This window comes from Azospirillum sp. TSH64 (genome assembly GCF_003116035.1).
In the GTDB taxonomy this organism is placed as follows: Bacteria; Pseudomonadota; Alphaproteobacteria; order Azospirillales; family Azospirillaceae; genus Azospirillum.
On sequence record NZ_LGQW01000015.1, the window covers coordinates 2,740,751 to 2,763,475 of the forward strand.

General features: G+C 67.4%; 22 protein-coding genes, 2 pseudogenes and 1 other annotated feature. Of the genes and pseudogenes, 10 read left to right on the forward strand and 14 right to left on the reverse strand.

Annotated features, from left to right (window positions below):
* Positions 1 to 47: 47 nt before the first annotated feature.
* The 4 genes from TSH64_RS13935 to TSH64_RS13950 all read right to left on the reverse strand — a co-directional run bounded on the left by TSH64_RS13935 (position 48) and on the right by TSH64_RS13950 (position 4,163).
* A protein-coding gene (locus TSH64_RS13935) for an IS3 family transposase (protein WP_109445706.1) occupies positions 48 to 1,279 on the reverse strand; the annotation gives its coding sequence in 2 pieces (ribosomal slippage) (positions 48 to 985 and positions 985 to 1,279; 1,233 coding nt in all).
* Positions 879 to 995: a sequence feature (AL1L pseudoknot), on the reverse strand. Its footprint overlaps the gene before it by 117 nt.
* 50 nt (positions 1,280 to 1,329) lie before the next feature.
* Positions 1,330 to 2,352, reverse strand: coding sequence for a M14 family metallopeptidase (locus tag TSH64_RS13940; protein ID WP_109445708.1), 1,023 nt, complete (start codon positions 2,350 to 2,352; stop codon positions 1,330 to 1,332).
* Positions 2,353 to 2,373: 21 nt separating this feature from the next.
* The gene (locus TSH64_RS13945; protein ID WP_247872931.1) at positions 2,374 to 3,159 is read right to left on the reverse strand and encodes a GNAT family N-acyltransferase; all 786 of its coding nucleotides are present in this window, start codon (positions 3,157 to 3,159) and stop codon (positions 2,374 to 2,376) included.
* Between the two features lie 197 nt (positions 3,160 to 3,356).
* Positions 3,357 to 4,163, reverse strand: a complete 807-nt coding sequence (locus tag TSH64_RS13950) for a DeoR/GlpR family DNA-binding transcription regulator (RefSeq protein ID WP_109452649.1) — start codon at positions 4,161 to 4,163, stop codon at positions 3,357 to 3,359.
* 237 nt (positions 4,164 to 4,400) lie between these two features.
* Here TSH64_RS13950 and TSH64_RS13955 point away from each other — a divergent pair, with 237 nt between their 5' ends.
* The 6 genes and pseudogenes from TSH64_RS13955 to TSH64_RS13980 all read left to right on the forward strand — a co-directional run.
* The gene (locus TSH64_RS13955; protein ID WP_109445710.1) at positions 4,401 to 5,186 is read left to right on the forward strand and encodes an ABC transporter permease subunit; all 786 of its coding nucleotides are present in this window, start codon (positions 4,401 to 4,403) and stop codon (positions 5,184 to 5,186) included.
* A complete protein-coding gene (locus tag TSH64_RS13960) occupies positions 5,183 to 6,208 on the forward strand; it encodes an ABC transporter ATP-binding protein (RefSeq protein ID WP_109445712.1) in 1,026 nt (341 codons plus the stop codon). The genes TSH64_RS13955 and TSH64_RS13960 overlap by 4 nt, the downstream gene beginning before the upstream one ends.
* A gap of 61 nt (positions 6,209 to 6,269) precedes the next feature.
* Positions 6,270 to 7,382: an extracellular solute-binding protein gene (locus tag TSH64_RS13965; protein WP_247872932.1), complete on the forward strand. Its 1,113-nt coding sequence runs from the start codon at positions 6,270 to 6,272 to the stop codon at positions 7,380 to 7,382.
* Positions 7,383 to 7,422: 40 nt separating this feature from the next.
* Entirely contained in the window at positions 7,423 to 8,253 is an 831-nt protein-coding gene (locus TSH64_RS13970) for an ABC transporter permease subunit (protein ID WP_109445714.1), read from the forward strand.
* Positions 8,240 to 8,884 carry a hypothetical protein gene (locus TSH64_RS13975; protein WP_109445716.1) on the forward strand — a complete coding sequence of 215 codons (645 nt, stop codon included), beginning with the start codon at positions 8,240 to 8,242 and terminating at the stop codon, positions 8,882 to 8,884. The genes TSH64_RS13970 and TSH64_RS13975 overlap by 14 nt, the downstream gene beginning before the upstream one ends.
* 126 nt (positions 8,885 to 9,010) lie before the next feature.
* A pseudogene (locus TSH64_RS13980) lies at positions 9,011 to 9,271 on the forward strand (helix-turn-helix domain-containing protein); the annotation flags it as partial.
* Between the two features lie 193 nt (positions 9,272 to 9,464).
* On the opposite strand, the gene TSH64_RS13985 reads toward TSH64_RS13980, so the two are convergent.
* Together TSH64_RS13985 and TSH64_RS13995 are read right to left on the reverse strand one after the other, a co-directional pair.
* Positions 9,465 to 9,881 (reverse strand): TauD/TfdA family dioxygenase, encoded by a 417-nt coding sequence (locus TSH64_RS13985; RefSeq protein WP_348770339.1) that lies wholly within the window; start codon positions 9,879 to 9,881, stop codon positions 9,465 to 9,467.
* Between the two features lie 442 nt (positions 9,882 to 10,323).
* Complete coding sequence (locus tag TSH64_RS13995) at positions 10,324 to 11,316, reverse strand: MBL fold metallo-hydrolase (protein WP_109445718.1); 993 nt, start codon at positions 11,314 to 11,316, stop codon at positions 10,324 to 10,326.
* A 188-nt stretch (positions 11,317 to 11,504) separates the two neighbouring features.
* On the opposite strand from TSH64_RS13995, the gene TSH64_RS14000 reads away from it, so the two are divergent.
* Entirely contained in the window at positions 11,505 to 12,410 is a 906-nt protein-coding gene (locus tag TSH64_RS14000; protein WP_109445720.1) for a LysR family transcriptional regulator, read from the forward strand.
* Positions 12,411 to 12,480: 70 nt separating this feature from the next.
* A pseudogene (locus TSH64_RS36650) lies at positions 12,481 to 12,636 on the forward strand (formate dehydrogenase accessory sulfurtransferase FdhD); the annotation flags it as partial.
* A gap of 26 nt (positions 12,637 to 12,662) precedes the next feature.
* Here TSH64_RS36650 and TSH64_RS14010 read toward each other — a convergent pair.
* From TSH64_RS14010 to TSH64_RS14045, 8 genes are all read right to left on the reverse strand, one after another.
* Positions 12,663 to 13,370, reverse strand: coding sequence for a GntR family transcriptional regulator (locus TSH64_RS14010; RefSeq protein WP_158285372.1), 708 nt, complete (start codon positions 13,368 to 13,370; stop codon positions 12,663 to 12,665).
* A 64-nt stretch (positions 13,371 to 13,434) separates the two neighbouring features.
* Entirely contained in the window at positions 13,435 to 14,487 is a 1,053-nt protein-coding gene (locus TSH64_RS14015) for an AbrB family transcriptional regulator (protein ID WP_109445724.1), read from the reverse strand.
* Positions 14,488 to 14,642: 155 nt separating this feature from the next.
* A complete protein-coding gene (locus tag TSH64_RS14020) occupies positions 14,643 to 15,344 on the reverse strand; it encodes an isochorismatase family protein (RefSeq protein ID WP_109445727.1) in 702 nt (233 codons plus the stop codon).
* A 12-nt stretch (positions 15,345 to 15,356) separates the two neighbouring features.
* Positions 15,357 to 16,541: an oligopeptide/dipeptide ABC transporter ATP-binding protein gene (locus TSH64_RS14025; RefSeq protein ID WP_109445729.1), complete on the reverse strand. Its 1,185-nt coding sequence runs from the start codon at positions 16,539 to 16,541 to the stop codon at positions 15,357 to 15,359.
* The gene (locus TSH64_RS14030) at positions 16,538 to 17,611 is read right to left on the reverse strand and encodes an ABC transporter ATP-binding protein (protein ID WP_247872934.1); all 1,074 of its coding nucleotides are present in this window, start codon (positions 17,609 to 17,611) and stop codon (positions 16,538 to 16,540) included. The genes TSH64_RS14025 and TSH64_RS14030 overlap by 4 nt, the downstream gene beginning before the upstream one ends.
* 11 nt (positions 17,612 to 17,622) lie before the next feature.
* Entirely contained in the window at positions 17,623 to 18,504 is an 882-nt protein-coding gene (locus TSH64_RS14035) for an ABC transporter permease (RefSeq protein ID WP_109445731.1), read from the reverse strand.
* Positions 18,505 to 18,512: 8 nt separating this feature from the next.
* Positions 18,513 to 19,451: an ABC transporter permease gene (locus TSH64_RS14040; protein ID WP_109445733.1), complete on the reverse strand. Its 939-nt coding sequence runs from the start codon at positions 19,449 to 19,451 to the stop codon at positions 18,513 to 18,515.
* 4 nt (positions 19,452 to 19,455) lie between these two features.
* On the reverse strand, positions 19,456 to 20,985 hold the full coding sequence (locus TSH64_RS14045; RefSeq protein ID WP_247872935.1) for an ABC transporter substrate-binding protein: 1,530 nt from the start codon (positions 20,983 to 20,985) through the stop codon (positions 19,456 to 19,458).
* A 376-nt stretch (positions 20,986 to 21,361) separates the two neighbouring features.
* On the opposite strand from TSH64_RS14045, the gene TSH64_RS14050 reads away from it, so the two are divergent.
* Both TSH64_RS14050 and TSH64_RS14055 read left to right on the forward strand, forming a co-directional pair.
* Positions 21,362 to 21,991, forward strand: a complete 630-nt coding sequence (locus tag TSH64_RS14050; protein WP_109445737.1) for an isochorismatase family protein — start codon at positions 21,362 to 21,364, stop codon at positions 21,989 to 21,991.
* 194 nt (positions 21,992 to 22,185) lie between these two features.
* Positions 22,186 to 22,725, forward strand: a 540-nt coding sequence (locus tag TSH64_RS14055; RefSeq protein WP_146208119.1) for an amidase, incomplete at its 3' end; no start/stop codon positions are given.

The window sequence follows — 22,725 nt, forward strand, 5'->3', positions numbered from 1 at the left end:
ACACGGCATGAACCGCCCCGGGTTTTCCGGAGGCCATTTGTGTTGAGTCACGCCGCGATGGCGACGTCCTCGGTTTGGGCATAGTAACGCGCTTCGGCCTCGGCGGGAGGAATGTTGCCGCTGGGTTCGAGGAGGCGCCGGTGGTTGAACCAGTCGATCCACTCCAGGGTGGCGAACTCGACGGCTTCCAGGGTGCGCCACGGTCCTCGACGGCGGATCACCTCGGTCTTATAGAGGCCGTTGATGGTCTTGGCCAAGGCGTTGTCGTAGGAATCGCCAACGCTGCCCACGGAGGGCTCGACGCCTGCCTCGGTGAGGCGATCGGTGTACCGAATGGCAAGGTATTGCGACCCGCGGTCGGAGTGGTGGATGAGGCCGCTGCCCTTGGCCGGCCGGCGGTCGTGCAGCGCCTGCTCCAGGGCATCCAGAACAAAGCCGGCGTGGGCTGTGCTGGACACCCGCCAGCCGACGATGCGGCGGGCGAAGGCGTCGATGACGAAGGCCACGTAGACGAAGCCCTGCCATGTGGATACGTACGTGAAATCGGCCAACCACAAGGCGTTCGGACGCGGCGCCTGGAACTGCCGGTTCACCCGGTCAGCGGGGCATGACGCCGCCCGGTCACTGATCGTGGTGCGCACCGCCTTGCCGCGTGTCGCGCCCTTCAGGCCCATTTGGCGCATCAGCCGGGCCACCGTGCAGCGTGCCACGTCGATGCCTTCCCGCCCCAACTGCCGCCACACTTTCCTCACCCCATAGACCTGGAAGTTTTCATTCCAGACCCGTCGGATAGCCAAACTCAACTCCGCGTCGCTTCGCGAGCGGGCCGGCGCCTTGGACGGATCGGCCCGACGGGCGGCATGGGCATGGTAAGTCGACGGGGCGATCGGCAGCACTCGGCAGATCGGCTCGACCCCGTGAACGGCGCGGTGCGCGTCGATGAAGGCGATCATTTCTTGAACGGGCGGTCGAGCTCCGCCTGGGCGAAATACGCCGATGCATTGCGTAGGATCTCGTTCGCCTGGCGCAGTTCCCGCACCTCACGTTCCAGTGCCTTGATCCGCTCCTGCTCGTCTGTTGTCGGACCGGGCCGCTTGCCCTGGTCACGCTCGGCCTGCCGGACCCAGTTTCGTAGCGTCTCGGGATTGCAGCCGATCTTTGCCGCTATCGAACTGATCGCCGCCCACTGCGAGGCATGCTCGCCTTCGTGCTCGAACACCATCCGAACCGCGCGCTCGCGCACTTCAGGGGCGTATTTAGGTGATGCCTGCTTCGTCATGATGACCCCATTCTCTCAGATGATGGGGCCTCCGGAAAACCCGGGGCGGTTCAGTCGTAGAAGGCAGCCAGCATTTTGGTGCGGATGCGCCGTCCCTGTGTCGAGATGGGCTCTCCATACCGGTGCAGCCAGGCATCCGCACGCAAGGCGTCGAACGTGTCTTCAAGAGCACAGACGCCGAACTCCAGCGCGATCGCCGTCACCTCCGCATGGGGCAGCAAGCGAAGGATGCCGATCAAGCCATTGCCCGACAGGTCGGCCGAGACGGAGCTGCCGTCTACGCTGGATGTGACGCCTGCGCCGAACCAGCGGGCTGCCCGTGTGAAGACTGCGGTGTCGCGGCGTTCGCTCACGATCTCCTCGGCGACACCCCACGCCCCCAGTCCCGTGTGGTAGTCGATGACCGCCACCCGGCCGGCGGCGGACAGGCGGCCGGTGAGAATGTCGGACAGCGTGCGTCGTGCGCGGGTTGGCTCCCGACCACCATAGAACAATCCCCGAGGATCGGTGTATTGACCGCCGGAAACGACGGCCTGGAACCTGGGGAACCCATGTACGCCGATGTACGCGCCGAAGATTTCGGCGCTGGCCGCCCGCGATTTCGGCGTCCACATCCTGGGCACCAGGGCTTCGCGCAGCATCTCGTAGTCCGGGTTCCCCGGAAGACGAATCTCGAAATCCACCCAGTTGCGGTTGAGGTCGACGTTCTCTTCGGTCACGCGGCGGGTCCAGGCGAAACCATGGGGGTTGGCTGCATGAATGAGCAGCGCGGCCGTGCCCTCCGGCATCCTCGCCGCTTCGCCGCTCCGCATCCAGTCGACCTGGGCACCGGAGCCGCAATACCCCTCCACGCCGTGGACGCCGGAGATCAGGGTCAGCACACGCTCTGCCTCACGCGGTCCGATCCAGGCGACGTCGGTCGACAGAGACTCGCCATCCGGTCCGAGCATCGGACTGGCCAAGCACTCGACGTCGGCCTCAACCGCGTCCGCCGCCGCCCGGAACTTGGCCCGCGCTTCCGAATAGCTGGTGCTGAAACTCTGGATACCGTCGGTGTTTCGCTTCCCGCGCATTGGCCCACCTGGACAAGAGCTTCAGTGGGCGCGGTTCAGAAAATGCTTGGCGTACTTGCCCGACAGGTCATCCATCGGGACGATGAGGCAAACATCGGTCGTGTTGAACTCTCGGTCGATGACGGCGCCGTCGCCAATGCAGCCACCGACCCGCAGGTATCCTTTGAGCAGGGGAGGAAGCCCGGCCACGGCCGCACGGGCGCCCAGTTGCTTCACCACCGCATCGCCCGACGCTGCCGGCATCGGCAGGCGGTCCAGCGCAACGCGGCGGTCCGGCAGGGCCCGTGTCCGGAGAGCCAGCGGCGCGAGATGATGGCGGTGCAGATAGGCGAGCATGGGGGCAAGCGCGTCGATGTCCGTGCCGGGCAGGCTGGCGCAGCCGAACATCAACGAGATGTCATGCTGCAGGATGTAGGCGGCGATGCCCTGCCACAGCAGCTGCATGGTCGCCCCGTTGCGGTAAGCGGGGTCGACGCAGGACCGTCCAAGTTCCAGCAGTTCGCCGGGATGATCGAACAGGGGAGCGATGTCGAATTCGGTGGCCGAATAGAAGCCGCCGCACCGTTCCGCCACCGACCGCCGCAGAAGGCGGTAAGTGCCGACGATCGCGCCCCCCATCTTATGGTCCAGCGCATGGTCGAGGATGACGAGATGGTCGCAGACGGCATCGAAGGCGTCCACATCACGGCCAGGGACCACGCTCGCGAGCGTGGCTCCGAGTTCATCGTGGAACACGCGGTAGCGCAAGGCCTGTGCGGCGTCAATTTCCCGGGCGCTCGTGGCCAGCCGCACCTCGAAGCGTGCCACGGCCGGGGACGCAATGGGGGCTGACACGACGTTCAAAGTCAACGAGGCCAAGTGCCATCCTCCCGTTCATTCCCCCATAGTTCTGCCCGAGATGCGCGACTCTATGATGAAGCGGTGGCGACGGTCATGTTACATGACAACCGCGAAGGCACCGTCGCCAGCGAACCGGATGGCCGCCCGACTGGCGGCCGCTACTGCTACCGCTCCTCGCCGTCGGCGATCTGCACGGCCAGACGAGCCATCTCGAACGCGCGGCCCAGCGCGGCGGGCGGCGGCGAATCCGTGACCAGAAGCCCGAAATCGCCGGCCGGGGCGATGCGGACGATGGCGGAACGCGCGAATTTGCCGGCGTCCGCGACCGCCACCGACCGGCGGGCGGCGGCCATGGCGACCCGCTTGATGCCGATTTTCTGCATGTCGAAATCCATCGGCGCACCGTCTTCATCGAAACCGGAAATGCCGATCACCGCCAGATCCAGCCGGCAACGCTCCAGCGTCGCGATCACCGCGTCACCGACCAGCGAGCCATCGGCGCCATGCACGACGCCGCCGGTGACGAACACGTCGATGCCGGGCCGTCCGGCCAGCAGGCTTCCCGCCGACAGGCTGTTGGTGAAGACATGCAGCCGCCGCTTGCCGCGCAAGGCCCGCGCCACCGCCTCCACCGTCGTGCCGACATCGAGGAAGACCGACGCCCCCTCCGGTACCAGCGCCGCGACGGCGGCGGCGATCCGTTCCTTGCCCTGCGGCGCGATGGCCTGCTTTTCGACATAGCCCAGCCGGACCGACTGGTCGCGCACCCCGGCGCCGCCATGGAAGCGCTGGAGCAGACCGACGCCGTCGAGCCGGATGATGTCCCGCCGGATGGTCTGGTCGGACACAGCGAAATGCTCGGCCAACGCCTCGATCGTCACGAAGCCCCGGTCGCGGATCAGCGCCAGGATTTCCCGCTGGCGCAGCGGAAGACTCTGTTCCGGGTCATCCCCCTGCCCGTGCGCCGTCATGTCGCTCAAACCCCACGTCGAATGGTTGTGGAAGAAAACGATCAATTTCTTACAGCAAGCCCCCGCCGCTGACAAGCGGCAGCCATCGCCCGCCATGGTTGCCCACACCCGTGACAGCGCCGGCTTCCCGTCGAAATGTCCAGGAATTGCAGCCGGACGGTCACAAAAGGATCATCGAGCCGTGCTATGTAAGAAAACGATCAGAACGTGATCGAAATCTTACAGACTCGGCACCTCATGCCCATCGTCACCGCCCTCTACCTGCTGTATCTGGCCGCCCCCATCGCCCTGCTCGCCATCGGGTCGGTGGGGCAGTCCTGGACCAACAGCCTGTTGCCCAGCGGCCTGACCGCCGGATGGTACGGGCAGCTCTGGGCCGACGCCAGCTTCCGCCGGGCCTTCACCGTCAGCCTGACCGTCTGCGCCGCGACCTGCGCCGTTACGGCGCTCATCGGCGTTCCGCTCGCCTACGCGATCTATGGCGCCTCCCGCCGGGGCGTGCGCGCCGCCGCCCGCGTGCTGTTCCTGCTGCCGGTGGCGGCGCCGCCGCTGGTGTTGGGGTTCGGCTTCATCCTGGTCTTCTCGTCGGACAGCCTGCCCTTCCTCGGCAGCGGCTGGCTGCTGGTCGCCGGCCATGTGGTCTCGACCCTGCCCTACCTGATGCAGACCCTGGTGTCCGACATGCGCCATCTCGATCTCGTCACGCTGGAAACGGCGGCGGAATCGCTGGGTGCCGGCTTCCGCCAGCGGTTGGTCGGCATCGTGATCCCAAGCCTGCGCCAGAGCCTTTCCTCCGGCCTGATCATGGTGGCCGCCCTGTCGATCGGCGAATTCCAGATGTCCAACCTGATCGCCGGCTTCCTCTCCCGCCCCTATCCGGTGGTTCTGCTCCAGGCCTTCTACGGCGCCACCGGCTTCGCCTGCGCCGGCACCATGCTGTTGCTGCTGCTGGCCGTTCTGTCCGCCCTCGCCTCGGCTTCGGCCGGGCGCGGGCTTCCCTCCAGCAAAGGGACGCCGTCATGAGCGTCGTCGTCGATTCCCTCGCCTTCCGCTATCCCGCCGCCGGGGCGGGCCTCGACGGCGTCAGCCTCGATGTGGTGCCGGGCGAGTTCTGCGCCGTCATCGGCCCGTCGGGCTGCGGCAAATCCACCCTGCTGAAGCTGATCGCCGGCTTTCTCAGCCCGGCGGCCGGGCAGATTAGGATCGCCGGGACCGACATGACCGGCGTGCCGACCCGGCTGCGCAACCTCGGCATCGTCTTCCAGAATTACGCCCTGTTCCCCCACATGACGGCGCTGGAGAATGTCGCCTACCCGCTGAAGCTGCGCGGCGTCGGCCGGGCGGAGCGGCTGCGCCGGGCCGGTCAGGCGCTGGAGCGCACCCGCCTGTCGGGGCTGGCCGACCGCCACCCCCGCCAGCTCTCCGGCGGCCAGCAACAGCGGGTGGCGCTGGCCCGCGCCCTGGTCTTCGCCCCCGGCGCCCTGCTGCTGGACGAGCCGCTGTCGGCGCTGGACGCCGCCCATCGCGCGGCGATGCGGGACGAGATCCGCGCGGTGCAGCGCGAACATGGCATCGCCACCCTGCATGTCACCCACGACCAGGAGGAGGCGCTGTCCATCGCCGACAAGGTCGCGGTGATGCGCGACGGCGCCCTGCTCCAGCTCGCCAGCCCGCAGGAGCTGTACGACCGTCCGGCCGACCGCTTCGTCGCCGGCTTCGTCGGCCACGCCAACCTGTTCGACGGCACGGTGCGCGGGCCGGATCTGGTGGAGACCGCCATCGGTCCGCTGGCCTGCGCCACCGGCGGCCAGCCGGCCGGAACCAGCGTCACCTTGCTGGCGCGTCCGGAGGCGGTCCGCACCGATCCACCCGACGACGCCGTCAACCGCTTCGCCGGGACGCTGGTGCGCGACCGCTTCCTCGGCTCTCTGCGCCGCTACGACCTTGCGGTGCCGGGCGGCACGATCCTGGGCGAGACCCTGTCCCGCGCCGACATCCGCTCGGTTCAGATCCCGCCGGAGTGCCTGCGCATCCTTCCCGCCTGACCCGCAGTTCCCCCTTCCCTGCCGGCCCCGTCCGCCGGCCTCCCTGGAAAGGCCTGACCCGATGAAACGCCTGATCACCGCCGTCGCCCTGTCGGCGGCCGGCCTGATGACCGCCGCCCTGCCGACTGCCGGCACCGCGCTGGCCCAAGCCACCGCCGTCGAGGCGGTCACCGCCGGCGACGAGCTCTATCAGGGCGAACGCGCCCTCTACGAGCAGTCCCTGAAGGAGGGGCTGGTCGTCTCCTTCGACACCGGCCCGACCTGGGCCAACTGGGCGGCGGAGTTCGCCGCCTTCAAGAAGCGCTATCCCGGTGTCGAGATGACCTACAACGATCTCGGCTCCGCTGCGACTGTGGTGGCGCTGGACAAGGCGCGCAACCGCCCGCAGGCCGACACCGCCTATTACTTCGCCGCGTCGGCCTTCGATGCCATGGCGAAGGACGTCGTTGCCCCCTTCAAGCCGGTGAATTTCGACAGGCTGCCCGAGGTGTTCCGTGACCCCGACGGCAAATGGTTCACCATCCATTCGCTGACCGTCGCCTTCGTCGTGAACACCAAACTGGTCAAGGAGGTGCCGAAGAGCTGGGCCGACCTGCTGAAGCCCGAATACAAGAACAGCGTCGTCTATCTCGACCCGCGCTCCACCGGCATCGGGCAGGTGATCGGCTTCGCCGCCAATTTCGGCAATGGCGGCGACATGGACAATCTCCAGCCCGGCTTCGACTATTTCGCCCGCCTGCACAAATCCGGCAACGTGATGCGGGTGGAGGGCACCACCCCCTACGCCAAATTCGTCAAGGGCGAGATTCCGATCTGGATCTCCTACGAGAACGACGGGCTGAAGGCCAAGCACACCGACGGGCTGGGCGACGCCGTCTCCGTCGTCATCCCGGCCGAGGCATCGGCCGCCGCCCCCTATGGCATCAGCCTGGTGAAGAACGCCCCCAACCCGAACGCCGGCAAGCTGTGGCTGAACTTCATCATGAGCGCCAAGGGCCAGGCGATCTTCGCCGAGGGCTATGTCCGGCCGTCGGTGCCCGGTATCGCCCTGCCGGCCGACATCGCCGCGAAGCTGCCGCCGGCCCCGCAGGTCCGTCCCCTCGACGTCAAGGCGGCGGCGGCGCGCAAGGCGGCGGTCGATGCCGGCTGGACCAAGGCGGCTCTCGACAAATGACCGCCACCCGCCCCGGCATCGCTCGCTCAGGGTCCGGATCATGAGCGGATCGCCCATTCTCCGTCTGCTGCTGGCGGTGCCGGGGCTGGCGCTGCTGATTCTCTTCTTCCTGCTGCCGCTGGGCGCCGTGGCATGGCAGGCCCTGGCCGGAGACGCCATCCAGCGCGTCTTCGCCCAGGGCGACCTGCTGGCGGCGCTGGGCAACTCGCTGCTGCTGGGTTTGGAGGCGGGACTGGCCTCGGTGGTGCTGGGCGTGGCCGTCGCCCTGCATCTCGCCCGCCTGCCCCCGGGCCGCCGCGCCCTGCTTCAGGTGGTCATCGCCCTGCCGCTGACCTTTTCCGGCCTGATCGTCGCCTACGGCTTCATCCTGCTGCTCGGCCGCGCCGGCTTCGCCACGCTGCTGCTGGCGGAGCTGGGCGCCGATCCGGCGGCGATCGCCGCCTTCCTCTATGACCGGCCGGGGCTGGTTCTGGCCTACAGCTATTTCCTGACGCCGCGCGTGATCCTGACCCTGCTGCCGGTCTTCGCCAATTTCGACCATCGCCAGACCGAGGCGGCGGAATCGATGGGGGCCAGCCGGCTGCGCGCCCTGATCGACATCCTCGCCCCGCAGGTGGCGCCCACCGTGCTCGCCTCCTTCGCCCTGGTGACGGCCGTCGCCTTCGGCGCCTATGGCACGGCGCTGGCGCTGGTCGGTACCCAGATCAACATCCTTCCCCTGCGGCTCTACAGCCTGATCGCCGATGCCGGCGCCGATTTTCCGCTGGCCGCCGCGCTGTCGGTGCTGCTGCTGGCCGTCTGTTCCTTCCTGATGGCGGTGGCGGAGATCGCCGCCGCCCGTTCCGAGGCCGATCACCATGTTCGAACTTGACCGCGACACCAACCGCCTGCACCACGCCGGCCGTCTCTTCGATCCCGCCACCCGGAGCTGGAGCGCCGCACCCCAGCCCGCCGGGACGCAGGCGCTCGGACCGGAAGAGGCGTTGCACTGGCTCCAGACCCGGGGCGGCCATCCCCTGCGGGCGCCGGTCGGGGTGATCGGCCCAAACGAGGCGACCGATGCCGCCCTGGGCGCTGCCCGCGCCACCGGCGCCATCCTCGCACGCTGTGGCCTGACTCTGTTGTGCGGCGGTCGCCAGGGGGTGATGGAGGCGGCCTGCCGTGGCGCGGCGGAGGCGGACGGCCTGAGCATCGCCCTGCTGCCGGGCGCCGATCCCGCCACCGCCAACCCCTATGCCGGCATCGTGCTGGCGTCCGGCATCGGCGAGGCGCGCAATGCGCTGATCGCCCAAGCCAGCCACTGTATGATCGCGGTCGGCGACAGCTATGGCACCCTGTCGGAGGTGGCGCTGGGCCTGCGCCTGGGCAAGACCGTCTTCGGGTTGGCCGGCGCCGCAACGGTCGAAGGGGTGCGACATCTCGCCGACCCCGCCGCCCTGCCGGAGGCGCTCGCCGCCCATCTGTTCGGGCTGGACGCGCCCATCGTCCCGGTGCGGGCATAGGTCCAGGCGGTGCTCATGCGCGACCAAGCCGGTTGGCTCGGGTCACGGGCTCCGCTTTCCGTGCCAATGACGGTGAGACATCGGCCCCCCGGAAGTTTAGGCTTGAGGGCGTAAGAAACTGATTTCATGGTCATGCCCAACAAGACGCCCCTGCCAGCCCCTGCATCGGAAGTGGCTCCTGACGCCGGTGAGAAGCTTCGGATCCTGGCCAAGACGGATCGGGCGGCGGATACCGGCGGGATCGCCGCGATTTTGCGGCGGGAAGGTCTTTATTGATCGACCCTGACCGATTGGCGCCGACAGCGCGATGCCGGCGCCTTCAAGGCGTTCAAACCGCTCAAGCGCGGGCCGAAGCCGGCCCCCGCCAACCCGCTGGAGGTGGAGCTGGAGGTGGAGGCGCAGAGTCCTGGCGACCTGCTGGCGATCCTGGAGGCGTGCGCCGGGGTGGACCCGAAACGCCGACAGCCCGCCTCGTTGGAGGCGGGCTGTCAAGTGTCGGTGGTTGCGGGGGCGGGATTTGGCCTTTACCGAACGATGACCCGATCCTGGGTGCGGCAGGATTGACACCCCGCTTCCCTACTCAATAGGGCCGGTCACCCAAAACAGTGGCGCGGTGCATAATGCGCCGGTGCGGCGAATAGTCGTTCACCGCGTAATGCCGGGTCGATCTGCTGTCCCACAGCACCAGATCGTCGGGTTTCCAGTGCCAGCGCACCGTGTATTCCGGTCGGCTGATATGGTCGTACAGGAAGTCCAGAATCGCCGCCCGCTCCCGGTCGCTGAGCCCGACGATGCGCGCGGTGAAGGTCTCATTCACGAACAGGGCCTTGGCACCGCTGACCGGATGGGTGCGAAGGCCGGGATGGACGACCGCAGGGTGCTTGTCCCGCGCCGCTTTCCAACGCGCATGGGTCTCCGGATCGCCGTTGTGCCGCAATTCCGGAACGGAGCGGGTGAAGTCGTGCAGGGCCTTCAACGGCTCCAGCAGACGGCGGATCGGTTAGGACATGCCGTTGTAGGCGGCGACGTTGCTTGCCCACACCGTGTCGCCGCCGATGGCGTCCGCCTGGAGTTCCCGATTGCGCGGCGTTGGCCTGGGCCTCCCGGATCAGACCGGAATACATCATCTCATTGCCGGGGTACCAAGGCATGGAGCCGATTGTTCCGAAGCCGGGGATCCTCTCCATATGCGCGACCATGCGGACACGCATGCGGTCGTCGGGAAGCGGGCAGGTCATCGCCTGGACGGTGCGCGGCAAGGCGCGCGTCAGTACATCCGGATTCGATCCCGAAGCCGACAACCCCGCCTTCGTATCCTGGACCTGAGCCGTGGCTTGGTTGGCCAGGGCAAGCCCTGTTGCCACCGCCCCCATCGTGCCGATGAAACCGCGCCTGTCGATCTTTGACTGGTCCATGAAATCCCTCCTCTTTCCCCGGCGTCAGAACTGCCAGTCGGCAGGCACCCAGATATAGGCGCCATCGGTCTTCAGCATCCGGCCGAGGCCCGGGAACGGAAAATGGAAACCGAGCACGGGAATGCGATCGGCCGCCGCCCGATCGAAGATGCGCCGGCGGGAGGCCAAGGCCGTCCCCTTGTCGCGGTCCGGTCCCGGAACCCAGGGCTCATCCACGTTGACGACCGGGTGATAGGCAAGGTCGGCCGTCAGCAGCAGTTGGTCGTTCCCCGAATGGACAAGAAACGTCGCCATGCCCGGGGTGTGGCCGGATGCGACGATCGTCGTGAGGCCGGGCACGATCTCGGCGCCGGCTTCATAGAACTCGATATCGGTCTTGACCGGCTCGAGGCTGCTCTTGATGGCCGCCGCGAAGCGCACACGGAAATCCTCCGGAACCGGCATGTAGGAGAGATCCGGATCGGTGCGGACGAAGAAATCCCAGTCCGCCTTCGGAACGAAGACCGTGGCGCGGGGGAAGGCCTTGCCGCCGTCCGCGGTTCTCAGGTTGCCGACATGATCGGGGTGGGTGTGGGAGACGACGACCACGTCGATGTCAGCGGGACCGAGGCCGATCGCCGCCAGATTTTCAAAGATGCGGCCGCCGTTCGGACCCATTGTCCTGCCGGCGCCGGCCTCGATGAGAATCCGCCGCCCACCGGTTTCGATCAGCAGCGTGTTGAGGTTGAGGGTCAAATGGTCGGTCGGAAGGAATGCCCGCCGCAGCACCGCCTGAAGCTCCGCCTCGGGCGCGTCGCTCGCATAGATGCGAGGTGGGCCGCCGATTACGCCGTCGCTCAAGACGGTCGCACTGATCTCACCGACACGCAAACGGTAGTGGCCGGCGTTGCCGCTCGGCGAGGATGCGGCCCGGGCCGTCGCGCTGCCGAAGCCGCCCGAAGCCGGGACGAGCATGCTCGATGCGCTTGCGACGGCGGACACCATGATGGTGCGTCTATTGAGAGTGAAGGCATTCATCTGTCTTCCCTTTTCAGTTGGACGCACTCGCGCTTCATTCGGATTTACCGGGCGGATGTACCGGGCAGAACATGACCGCTGAAAGGAAGCGGGGGAGCGCGACAGCCAGCTTGGTGCCAACCATGACATGGGAGAATTGATCCGATAAGCTATGCAGTTATAATCAGCTTGATTAGAGATGCTTCCCAATGAATCCGGTTCGGCTGGACAACCTCGATGTGTTCGTTTCCATCGTCCGCTGCGGCGGTTTCCGTGCTGCCGCGCTCGAACGAGGCGTGTCCTCATCGGCTTTGAGCCAAACGATGAACGCCTTGGAAGAGGCTCTCGGCATTCGGCTCCTCAATCGAACAACGAGAAGCGTGGCTCCGACGGAAGCAGGACAACGCCTCCTCGATCGTTTGGCCCCGGCGTTGAGTGATATCAGGCTCGCCATCGCAGAGGTCGACGAGTTGAGGGACAGCCCATCCGGCACTTTGCGGTTCAACGCGCCGGGCCCCGCCGTCGATCATCTTCTCGGCCCGCTGGCCTTCGACTTCATGGATGCTTATCCCGAAGTTAAGATCGAGATCGTCAGCGACGCGGCTGTCATCGATATCGTCGAGCAGGGGTTCGATGCCGGCGTCAGGTTCGGCAAGCAGTTGGCGCAGGACATGATCGCACTCCCGTTTGGCCCTACGCTTCGATATGCGATTGTCGCTTCACCGGATTACATAAAAAGGCATGGCCGGCCGCAGATCCCGCAAGATCTCGTAAATCATGACTGTATCAAGCGCAGATTTCCCGGTGGCTCCCTGGTTACATGGCGGTTTGTCGATGGCGACGACGAGATAGAAATCTCACCCACAGGCCGCCTGACGGTGAGCGCGGCGCACAACGAACTGCAAGCGGCGCTGGCCGGCAGAGGAATCGCGCATGTCTTCGATGACTATGCCAAACCCCTTATTCTGAATGGTCGGCTGGTGGAACTCCTTGCCGATTGGAGCCCAAATTTGCCGCACTGGTTCCTGTACTACCCCAGTCGCCGCCTGCCGAGCGCAGCCATGCGCGCATTTCTGGATTATATGAAGAGCTATGATTGGCAGGCTATAAAGTAACAAGCCCATCACGGCGTCGAGATCGCCCAGGCGGAGCAACTCGTAGCCTCGAACCGCAGGACGGCACAACGCGCTGGACAAGCTGATCGGCTGGCTGGTTCGCACCGGCACCGACCGGCGCGGTGGCTTCGTCCCTACCTTCAGCCGCGCCAGCCATGAACTGGTGCAGAAGGACGCGCGCCTCGGCATCGGCGGGCTGGTCGCCATTTCCGAACCGACCGGCATGGCGGTGCGCATCTGGCCGGCACGCGATCATCCTTCGTTTTCCTCCATCCGGCGGCTGATCAGATCGCTAGGCCCCTGGAGATGCTCGCGAACCAGGAACTCCACGCGACTGCCCTGCCGGCGGACGACGGCGTCCAGGATGCGGCGGTGCTCGTCGTTGTAGCGGCGCAGGGTGGCGCAGTCCCGCTCCATCTCCAGCACGTCGTCGATCTTGGGAACGCGGTAGACGAGCTGGAACATCCGGCTGAACAGCCCGCTGGAAACCTGTGCCATCAGTCCGTTGTGGAATCTCTGGTTGAGCTGGCGCCATTGAGCCAACCCCTCCCCCTCCAACAGCCCCTCCCCGCTCACCAGCGCCTCGGCACGGTCCAGTCCCGCCCGCAAGGTCCGCTCCACATCCGCCGGCAGACCGCGCTCGGCGACGATCCGGCAGCCATGCCCCTCCAGCAGGCCGCGCATCTCATAGCTTTCCAACAGGTCGCGCAGGGTGAACTGGCGCACCGTGTAGCCACGGTTGGTTTCGTAGGTGACCAACCCTTCCCGCTCGGCCGCTACCAGCGCCTCGCGGATCGGGGTGCGGGACACGCCGAACTGAGCGGCAAGCTCCGTCTCGCGGAGCTTGGTGCCGGGGGGCAAACGGCCTTCGAGGACCTGGTTCCGCAGCGCGATCATGATCGACCCCACCTGCTCGGAGCGGTAGGGCTCGGCCGTCTTGCCTTCGGGAAACTCGGACATGGACATCCTCCAGCATGGGACGGCCAGCGCGCGGGGCAATGTTGATGGAACTGGCGCAGGGTTTCTAGCTGCGGCGCAGAACCCGCACAAGCAGAACGCTGAGCAGGATCGTTCCAAACAATCGCAGCGTCTGCAGGGTCAGGATGAAAGGCACGTCGGCCGCGCTGCCCAGCGCCACCACGGTGACGGAATCCAGCCCGCCGGGACTGGTGGCGAGATAGGCGGTCAGCGGATCCTTCCCGGTCAGCCTGCTGAGCATCCAGGCCGACCCGACCGACAGGAGCACAAGGCCGAGGGTGGACAGCAGCATGGCCGGGATCGAACTCACGAGGTCGCGCAGCAGGTCGCGGCGAAAACGCAGACCGGTGGTCCAGCCGATGATGGCGAAGGCGACGGCGATCAGCCAGCTTGGCGCGTCGAGCGTCACCAGACCGGACATGCCGAGCACGCCGCCGAGCAGGATCGGCCCCAGCAGCGGCCCCGCCGGCAGCCGCAGCACGGTGCCGAGCCAGCCGCCGAGAAGCGCCACCCCCACCAGCGTCAGGGTGGAAAGCGGCGTTGCCATCGACACGGCGGCAGCCGCGGTGGCGCCGGCAAGGGGGGCACCGGCCGGAACACCCAGCAGGAAATGGCAGGCCAGCGACGCAAGGACGACGACGACGATGACCCGGAGATACTGCATCACCGCGACGAAACGGGGGTCGCCGCCGAAATCGCCGGCCATGGCGATCATCGCCGGGGCGGCACCCGGCATGGTACCCCACAGGGCGGTGCCGGCCGGCAGCCGGCCCGAGCGTTCCAGCAGCCAGCCGACCAGAACGGCCCCGGCCATCATGCTCGTCAGAGCCACCAACATCGGGAACCAGTGCAGGGCCACGTCATGGAGGATCGACGCGTCGAGCGAGCGCGCCACCACCCCGCCGGTCAGCGCCTGGGCGAGCCACAGGGACCGCTTGGGCAGTTCGATGGTCGAACCGCGCACCCCGAGGATCACGGCGGCGAACATCGGGCCGAGCAGCACCGCCCCCGGCACGGTCGCCACGGTGAACAGGCCGGTGAACAGGAGGGTGGCCGCCACCAGCAGGCACCACTGGAGAGGAATGGGCAGGGAACTCATGATGGACGATCTGTCGGGTGGCGGGCCACCGCTCCTTGAGGGTGTTTGGGGAACAGCCGTTCCCTTCGGGTTGGGGCATCGCAGGTGCGGACCATGAACGGTCCCGCCCGATGCGGTTGCCCCACCCTTCGGGGAACCTTGACAGAGCCGGCCGATCAGGCCGGCTGGCCCACCGCCCGGGTCCCGGCATGAGCGCCGGTCTGGGCGCTGGCATGGGCGCTGACATGGGCGCTGACATGGGCCATGACGTCCGCCACCGGCAGCACGTCGCCGTATTTGGCGTTCATGTCGAACAGCGCGGCCTCGTGCGGAGCCGGATGGCGGTCGCCGACGCATTCCGCCGGAACGATGACACGGAAGCCGTGCGATACCCCGTCCACCGCCGTTGCGCGGACGCACCCGCTGGTCGAGCAACCGGTGACGATCACCGTGTCGCATTCCAGCACGCGCAGCATGGTGCTGAGCGGCGTGCCGAAGAAGGCCGAGGAGTGATGCTTCACCAGCACGATGTCCCCCGCTTCGGGCGTGACGCGGGCGTCGAAATTGGCCAGCGGGTTGTCGGCGGTGAAGGCCCGCAGGGCCGGCACCTTCTTCACGAACATGCCGCCCTCGCTGCCCGCCTCGTCATAGACGACCTTGGTATAGATCACCGGCAGCCCGGCCCGGCGGGCGGCCGCATAAAGCGGGACGCTCGCCTCGACCGCGTCCACCACGCCCTGCCCGAAGAACGGTGCGCCGGGCTGGGTGTAGAAATCGATGAAGTCGATCGACAGCACGGCGGCCTTCCGGCCGAAGCCGATTCGGTTCTGGAAGACGCCGGAATAATTGTCCTTGAGTTCGTCGGTGACACTGAACATGGGATTTCGCCTTCAGACGGATTGCGGGGAGATCGGGCGGATGGGCGGATAGCCGATGTCCTGAAGGACGGCCGCCGCCACCTCGGATCGGGTTTCCGGGGTTTCGGGGAAATGGCAGGCGACCTGATCGCCGGCGCCCGTGCCGGTCTGGTCGCCGCAGGGGCGCAGCGCCGGCTGTTCCATCAGGCAGGCGCGCGGCAGCAGGGCATCGCCGCTGCGCTCGGTCGGCACGTCGCCGCCGGCCGCCACCAGCCGGGCGCGGTAGCAGCGGGGATGGAAACGGCAGCCCGACGGCACGTTGGTGGCCGAGCCGATCTCCCCCATCGTCACCGAGGTGCGGCGTCGCTTGCGCATGCGGAGATCGGCAATCGGCACTGCCGACAGCAGGGAAACGGTGTAGGGATGCAGCGGCCGGCGGTAGAGCGTGTCGCGCGCGGCCAGCTCTACCACCGTGCCGAGATACATCACGGCGATGCGGTGGCTGACGTGGCGGACCACCGCGAGATCATGCGCGATGAACAGGTAGGAAAGCCCGCGCTCGCGCTGGATGCGCTGGAGCAGGTTGATGATCTGGGCCTGGATCGACACGTCGAGCGCCGACACCGGCTCGTCGAGCACCAGGATCTTGGGATCGAGCGTCAGGGCGCGGGCGATGCCGATGCGCTGGCGCTGGCCGCCGGAGAACTGGTGCGGGTAGCGGTCGGCGTGCGACGGGTCGAGCCCAACGAGGCTCATCACCCCGGCCACCTTGTGCGGCCCCCCCTTTGGATCCCACAGGCCGTGGACCTTCAACGGCTCGGCGATGCTCTGGCCAATGGTGACACGGGGATCGAGCGAGCCGTAGGGATCCTGAAACACCATCTGGATGTCGCGGCGCATCGCCTGCATCGCAGCCTTCGGCACCTCGGTCACGTCGCGGCCGTCCACCAGCAGACGGCCGCTGCTGGGATCCACCAGTCGCAGGGCAAGGCGGCCCAGCGTGCTCTTGCCGCTGCCGCTCTCGCCGACCAGTCCCAGCGTCTCGCCGGGATGGATCGCCAGCGACACCCCGTCCACCGCGCGCACCGGGGTGCCCGCCTTGCGGAAGAGGCCGCCGCGCCGGGTGAAGACGCGCGAGGCGTCGACCAGTTCCAGGGCCGGCGGCTGCCCGTCGGCGGCCCCCGATGCTGTCTGGAATCGGCTCTGGGTCTGGCTCATTGGGCAGCCTCCATCTGATCGAGCCGGTCGGCATGGAAACAGGCGCTGCGGTGGCCGCTGCGGTCGCCGGCCAGCGGCAGCGGGCGCTTGGTGCAGCAGTCGGCCCGGCCGCGGCCCAGCGTGCAGCGCGGTTCGAACGCGCAGCCGGGCGGCAGGCGGGCGACGTTGGGAGGCTGGCCCTCGATGGCCGGTAACTCCTCGTCCACCGGTCCGTCGAGGCGCGGAATGCTGCGGAACAGCGCGCGGGTGTAGGGATGGCGGGGGTCGGAGAACACCTCTTCGATGGAACCGACCTCGACCAGCCGGCCTGCATACATCACCGCGACATCGTCGGCGTAGCGGGCGACGAGGCCGAGATCGTGGGTGATGAGAACGAGCGCCATGCCTGTGTCGGCCTGAAGCTCGGCCAACAGGTCGAGAATTTGGGCCTGCACCGTCACGTCGAGCGCGGTGGTCGGCTCGTCGGCGATCAGCACCTTGGGGGACAGGGCGATGGCCATGGCGATCAGCACGCGCTGACGCTGGCCGCCGGAAAGCTGGTGCGGATAGTCGTCGATGCGCCGCGCCGGGTCCGGGATCTGCACGCGGGCCAGCAGTTCGACGGCGCGGGTGCGGGCGGCGGCGCGGCTGAAATGGCCGTGCGCGCGCAACACTTCGACGATCTGTTCCCCGATGGTGAAGACCGGGTTCAGCGCGGTCAGCGGATCCTGGAAGATCATCGACACAACCGCGCCGCGCAGGCGGCGCAGCTGCTCGGGCGTCTGGCCCAGGACATCGGCGCCGCCGATGCGCACCTCGCCGCGCTGGACCCGGCCGGGGCTGGCGACGAGGCCGAGCGCCGACAGGAAGGTCATCGACTTGCCCGAGCCGGATTCGCCGACCACCGCCAGCGTGCCGCCGGCCCGCACGGCCAGCGAGATGCCGTCGATGACGGTGATGGGACCGTCATCGCCGGGAAAGACGGTCGTCAGGTCGCGCAACTCCAGCGCCACCGGTCGCGGGACCGGAACGGGGGCCACCGGCGGCGGCGGGGCAACGGACAGGCCGGGGTGCGGGTTTGGGTTTGCCATGGTCGGAGTCCTCACAGCAGCTTGCCGGACGAGCGGCGCATCTGCGGATCGAGCGTGTCGCGCAGCCCATCACCCAGCAGGTTGAGGGCAACCACCATCAGGGCTATGCACAGCCCCGCCGACAGCGAGATCATCGGGTTCGACGCCAGGAAGCTCTGACCGTCGGCGATCACGTTGCCCCAGGTCGGCGCCGGCGGCTGCACGCCCAGGCCAAGGAAGCTCAACCCCGCCTCTGCCAGGATGGCGGTGGCGGCGCCGATGGTCGCCACGACGATCACCGGGGGCAGGCTGTTGGGCACGACATGCAGGAACAGCAGCCGCAGATTCCCCATGCCGATGGCGCGGGACGCCTCGACGTAGGTGCGCGGCTTGATGGTCAGCACCACCGCGCGCATGACGGCGGCGACGCGCGGGGTATAGGCCAGCGCCACGGCGACGATCACCGATTCCAGCGAGGAGCCGCGCGCGGCCACCAGCGCCAGAGCCAGCAGGAAGCCGGGGAAGGCCAGCAGGATGTCGATGATCGAGACGGTGATCCGCTCGACCCAGCCGCCGAAGAAGCCGGCGACGGCGCCGATCACCATGCCCAGCGTCAGCGACAGCGCCATCACGGCAACGGCGACCTGCAAGGAGATGCGGGTTCCCCAGATCAGCCGGGACAGCACGTCGCGGCCATACTGGTCGGTGCCGAGAAGATGCTGGCCCGAGGGGGCCGCCAGCGTATTGGCAAGGTCGGTGTCGAGCGGCGACCAGGGCGCGATCCAGGGGGCGGCGACGGCGATGACCAGCATCGCCGCCAGCAGGATCGTACCGATCAGGAATCCCGGATGGCGGAAGTAGCGCATCAGGGAGGACCGCCTGGGCGGGGCGGACACGGCTGCGGTTGCGGACATGATCGGTCTCACCGTGTGGACAGGCGCGGATCGACCAGCCCGTAGGCGAGGTCGAGCAGGCTGTTGACGAGGACGACGGCCACGGCCAGCACCAGCACGCCCGCCTGGACGAGCTGGTAGTCACGGGCCGAAACCGCCTTGAGGATCATCGAGCCGATGCCGGGACGGCTGAACACCACCTCGATCAGGATGGCGCTGCCCAACGACCAGGCGAAGGTGACGCCGACGATGGCGAGGATCGGGACGAGCGCGTTCTTCAGCGCCAGCCGCCAGACCACCCGGCGCTGCGGCACGCCCATCGCGCGGGCCACCCGGACATAGTCCTGGCCCAGAACCTCCAGCATCGCCGAGCGGGTCAGCCGGGTTATGTAGGCGGCGACCGAGATGCCGAGCACCCCGGCCGGCAGCACCAGATGGTGAATCTGGTCGAGGAAGCCCCCGCCCGAGCTGGCGCCCAGCGCCGGGAACCATTTCAGCTCCTGCGAGAACAGCAGGACCGAGGCGAGGCCGAGCCAGAAGACCGGAAAGGAAATGCCGAACAGGGCGACGACCATGATGAGCAGGTCGCTCCACGAACCCTGCCGTTCCGCCGTGACGATGCCGAGCGGAATGCCGATCACCACCGCGATGGCCAGGCCGGCGAAGGCCAGCACGGCGGAATCGGGCAGGCTGAGAAGGATTTCCTCCAGCGCCGGCCGCCCGGTCACGACCGAGGCGCCGAAATCCCCGGTCAGGGCGCGCAGGGCGTAAAGCCCGTACTGCACGATCACCGGGCGGTCGAGGCCGAGTTGGGCGCGCAGTGTCGCCAGCGCCTCCTCGGTCGCGTAATCGCCCAGCATGTATTGCGCGGGATCGCCCGGAATCATGCGGACGAGGAAGAAGGTCACGGTCACGATGCCGAACACCGTGATCGCGAGCTGCGTCAGTTGACGGAGGAGGCGATCCATGGCGTCACCCGGCCAGCACGACGGGATAGGCGCTCATGGTGAAGAGCGAGTTCTGGACGAAGCCGGTCACCGCCTTGGTGTGGGCGATGTAGAGACGGTCGGCATAGAGCGGCACGATGGGGGCGTCGCCCATCACCTTGGCCTGGATCTTCCCGTAGACCTCCTTGCGGGCGGCGTCCCCCTGGGCCTTGCGGGCGGCGGCGATCAGATCCTCGACGCCCTCGTAATGCGAGGTGTTGAGGCCCGGCGGGAAGGACGACTTGGCGAACATCGACAGGATGGGGCTGTCGGGATCGGGAGCGCCGACCACGCCGGTGATGCAGGTGGGGACGGTTCCCTTGTTGCGCGCCTGGAGATAGGCACCGCGCTCCAGCACCTTGATCTTGGCGTCGATGCCAACGGCGGCGAGGTCGCTGGCGATCGGCACGACGATCTTGTCGTAGGGGTTGGCGCCCGGTGCCACCAGATCGAGCGTGAAGGGTCCGACGCCGGCCTCCTTCAGCAGCGCCTTGGCCTTCTGCGGGTCGTAGGGGTAGGCCGGCACCGTGTTGGTGAACTCCTGGAAGGAGGAGGTCAGGAAGCCGTCCGATTCGGTCTTGGTGCCCTTGAAGAAGCCGTCGATCAGCGCCTTGCGGTTGATGGCGTGGCTGATGGCCTGGCGGACTCGCAGGTCGTTCAGCGGCTTGATGCTGGTGTTGAGGATCAGGTTGATGGTGTGGTTGGCGTCGCGGTCATGCACCGTCACCACGCCGCCGCTCTTCAGGCGCTGTATGATCTCCGGCTGCTGCAGACCGAAGAAGATGTCGATCTCGCCGTTCTCCAGCGCGATGGCCGCCGCCGTCTCGTCCTTGATGACGCGGAACAGCAACTCCTCCACCTTCGGCGCGCCGGCGAAATACTCCTTGTTGGCGGACAGCCTGACCTCGCGGCCCGGGGTCCAGACCTGGAAGACGAAGGGGCCGGTGCCGACCGGGTTCAGCGCGTAGGCCTTCTCGCCAATCTCGCCCAGCGCCTTGCGGCTGAGGATCCAGCCCTGGTTGAAGGCCGACACCTTGTGCAGGAAGCCCGAGTTCGGCTCCTTCAGGGTGATGACCACGCGGTCTGGTGCCGGCGTCTCGACCGACTTGATGGAGGCGAGCTGGCCGGCGTAGCTGCTGCCGGTCTGCGGGTCGAGCACCCGCTCGAAGGAGAACTTCACGTCGTCGGAGGTGAAGGGTCCGTAGTTCTTGTGCCAGACGACGCCACTGCGCAGCGCGAAGCTGTAGACGGTGCCATCGGGCGAGATCTCCCAGGAAGTGGCAAGGTCGGGAACCAGGGCGTTGCTCGCCTCGTCGTACTTGACCAGCCCGTTGTAGATCTGGGTGGCGACCGTCTGGTTCTCGATCTGGAAGATGCGGGCGGGGTCGAGGTTGCCGATGTCGCTGCCGATGCGCACACGCAGCACCGGAGGGGCGGCGACGGCGTCGAGCGGCCATCCGCTGCCCGCCACCAGCGCACCGGCTGCCAGCAGAGTGCCGAACTGCCGGCGATTCACTCCGTTCCGCTCCTGTCGATGGGTCCCGACCATGGCCTGCTCCTGTGTCGTCTGGAATTGGTTGGGCGGTGGCTGCAGATGGCCTCGCAAGAATGCACACAATCTGCGCTATGCCGATGCGACAAGGGGAATAGCAGAAACCGTACCATCCCTGACAAAAGCGCTCAGGAATTCCATGAATTCTTATTTATCAGTGAGTTATTTTGTTAGTTCAAAGAACATTCGTACATACCGCGATATGGAAAATTGCGTGCTCCGTGGGCATCTGCACCGCTCAAATGGCGAAACTATGGACTTTGAATGCATATTAAACTGACTGTATGCTTTTTCTGCGCTTGTCATCCGGCGCTCCCACCGGAAAAGGACATCACCCGACATGAGCGACCTTTCCATCTACGAACGCCAGGGACTCGGCCAACCGCTCGGCTTCGGCCGCAAGACGGCGCTGCTGGTCATCGACTTCCAACTCGGCTTCACCCGTGAGGACGCCTTCGGCGGCTTCAACATCAACGACGCGATCACGGCGACCGCCGAACTGTTGGAGCACGCCCGCGCCTTGGGGATGCCGATCGCCCACGCCTGCTTCATCGCGCCGGACGCGGTCGGCGGCATCGGCCCCTTCGGCGAGAAGATCCCCAACCTGCTGAAGCTGACCGAGGACGCACCGGACACCGCGTTCGCCCCGGCGGTGACGCCGCGGGAGGGCGAATACATCGCCCGCAAGCAGCATGCCTCGGCCTTCTTCGGCACCGGCCTGTCGACCTGGCTGCGCGCCAACGGCGTCGATACGCTGCTGGTGACCGGCTGCACCACGTCGGGCTGCGTGCGGGCCAGCGTGATCGACGCCTCCGCCCACGGGCTGCGGCCGATCATCGTCGAGGAGTGCGTCGGCGACCGCGCCGAGGAGCCGCACCGCGCCAACCTGTTCGACATGCGGCAGAAATACGCCGACGTGACGTCGCTCCAGGCCGTCATCGCCCACATCGGCATGGCCAAGGCGGCCTGAGCGCGGGCAACCGCATGCTCCTTCTCCCACCCCGGGAGAGGGAGCATGCGGAGCATGGGAAGGGTGAGCGGCTCTCGGCACATGGGTTTCGTCACACCCGCCAGCCCCTTACCCTCCCCGCTCCGCGGGCTCCCTCCGTCTCCCGGGACGGGAGAGGGCTTTAGCCCCCCCTCGCCAACCGAAAGCAGCAGCGCATGTCCACCACGACCATTCCGGCCGGGACCGCCACCGGCTTGCCCGGTTCCTGCGAAAGCGAAACCCGCGCCTGCCTGGACGCCATTGCCAGGCGGAACCCGACACTGAACGCCGTCCTGACCGTCACAGGCGACGCGGCGCTCGGCCGCGCCCGCGCGCTCGACCAGGAGCGGGCGGCCGGCGAATGGCCGGGACTGCTCGACGGCGTGACGGTCACCATCAAGGACTGTTTCGAACTGGCCGGTGAAACCACCAGCTACGGTTCGGTCCGCTTCGCCGCCGAGGGGCGACAGGACGCCACGGTGGTCCGGCGGTTGAAGGCGGCCGGCGCCGTGCTCATCGGACGCAACAACCTCAGTGAGTTCTGCCTGGGCTCGACCAACCAGAACGAACACCATGGTTCCTGCCGCAACCCGTGGAACACCGCCCATGTGCCGGGCGGGTCGAGTGGTGGGTCGGGCTCCGCCGTAGCGGGCGGGCTGTGCCGGGTGTCCATCGGCACCGATACCGGCGGGTCGATCCGCATTCCCGCCGCACTG

Excerpts from the sequence above, each read along its gene's own strand:
- TSH64_RS13940 (WP_109445708.1), bottom strand. The coding sequence starts at position 2,352 with ATGCGCGGGAAGCGAAACACCGACGGTATCCAGAGTTTCAGCACCAGC.
- TSH64_RS13950 (WP_109452649.1), bottom strand. The coding sequence starts at position 4,163 with ATGACGGCGCACGGGCAGGGGGATGACCCGGAACAGAGTCTTCCGCTG.
- TSH64_RS13955 (WP_109445710.1), top strand. The coding sequence starts at position 4,401 with ATGCCCATCGTCACCGCCCTCTACCTGCTGTATCTGGCCGCCCCCATC.
- TSH64_RS13960 (WP_109445712.1), top strand. The coding sequence starts at position 5,183 with ATGAGCGTCGTCGTCGATTCCCTCGCCTTCCGCTATCCCGCCGCCGGG.
- TSH64_RS13965 (WP_247872932.1), top strand. The coding sequence starts at position 6,270 with ATGAAACGCCTGATCACCGCCGTCGCCCTGTCGGCGGCCGGCCTGATG.
- TSH64_RS13970 (WP_109445714.1), top strand. The coding sequence starts at position 7,423 with ATGAGCGGATCGCCCATTCTCCGTCTGCTGCTGGCGGTGCCGGGGCTG.
- TSH64_RS13975 (WP_109445716.1), top strand. The coding sequence starts at position 8,240 with ATGTTCGAACTTGACCGCGACACCAACCGCCTGCACCACGCCGGCCGT.
- TSH64_RS13995 (WP_109445718.1), bottom strand. The coding sequence starts at position 11,316 with ATGAATGCCTTCACTCTCAATAGACGCACCATCATGGTGTCCGCCGTC.
- TSH64_RS14000 (WP_109445720.1), top strand. The coding sequence starts at position 11,505 with ATGAATCCGGTTCGGCTGGACAACCTCGATGTGTTCGTTTCCATCGTC.
- TSH64_RS14010 (WP_158285372.1), bottom strand. The coding sequence starts at position 13,370 with ATGTCCGAGTTTCCCGAAGGCAAGACGGCCGAGCCCTACCGCTCCGAG.
- TSH64_RS14015 (WP_109445724.1), bottom strand. The coding sequence starts at position 14,487 with ATGAGTTCCCTGCCCATTCCTCTCCAGTGGTGCCTGCTGGTGGCGGCC.
- TSH64_RS14020 (WP_109445727.1), bottom strand. The coding sequence starts at position 15,344 with ATGTTCAGTGTCACCGACGAACTCAAGGACAATTATTCCGGCGTCTTC.
- TSH64_RS14025 (WP_109445729.1), bottom strand. The coding sequence starts at position 16,541 with ATGAGCCAGACCCAGAGCCGATTCCAGACAGCATCGGGGGCCGCCGAC.
- TSH64_RS14030 (WP_247872934.1), bottom strand. The coding sequence starts at position 17,611 with ATGGCAAACCCAAACCCGCACCCCGGCCTGTCCGTTGCCCCGCCGCCG.
- TSH64_RS14035 (WP_109445731.1), bottom strand. The coding sequence starts at position 18,504 with ATGTCCGCAACCGCAGCCGTGTCCGCCCCGCCCAGGCGGTCCTCCCTG.
- TSH64_RS14040 (WP_109445733.1), bottom strand. The coding sequence starts at position 19,451 with ATGGATCGCCTCCTCCGTCAACTGACGCAGCTCGCGATCACGGTGTTC.
- TSH64_RS14050 (WP_109445737.1), top strand. The coding sequence starts at position 21,362 with ATGAGCGACCTTTCCATCTACGAACGCCAGGGACTCGGCCAACCGCTC.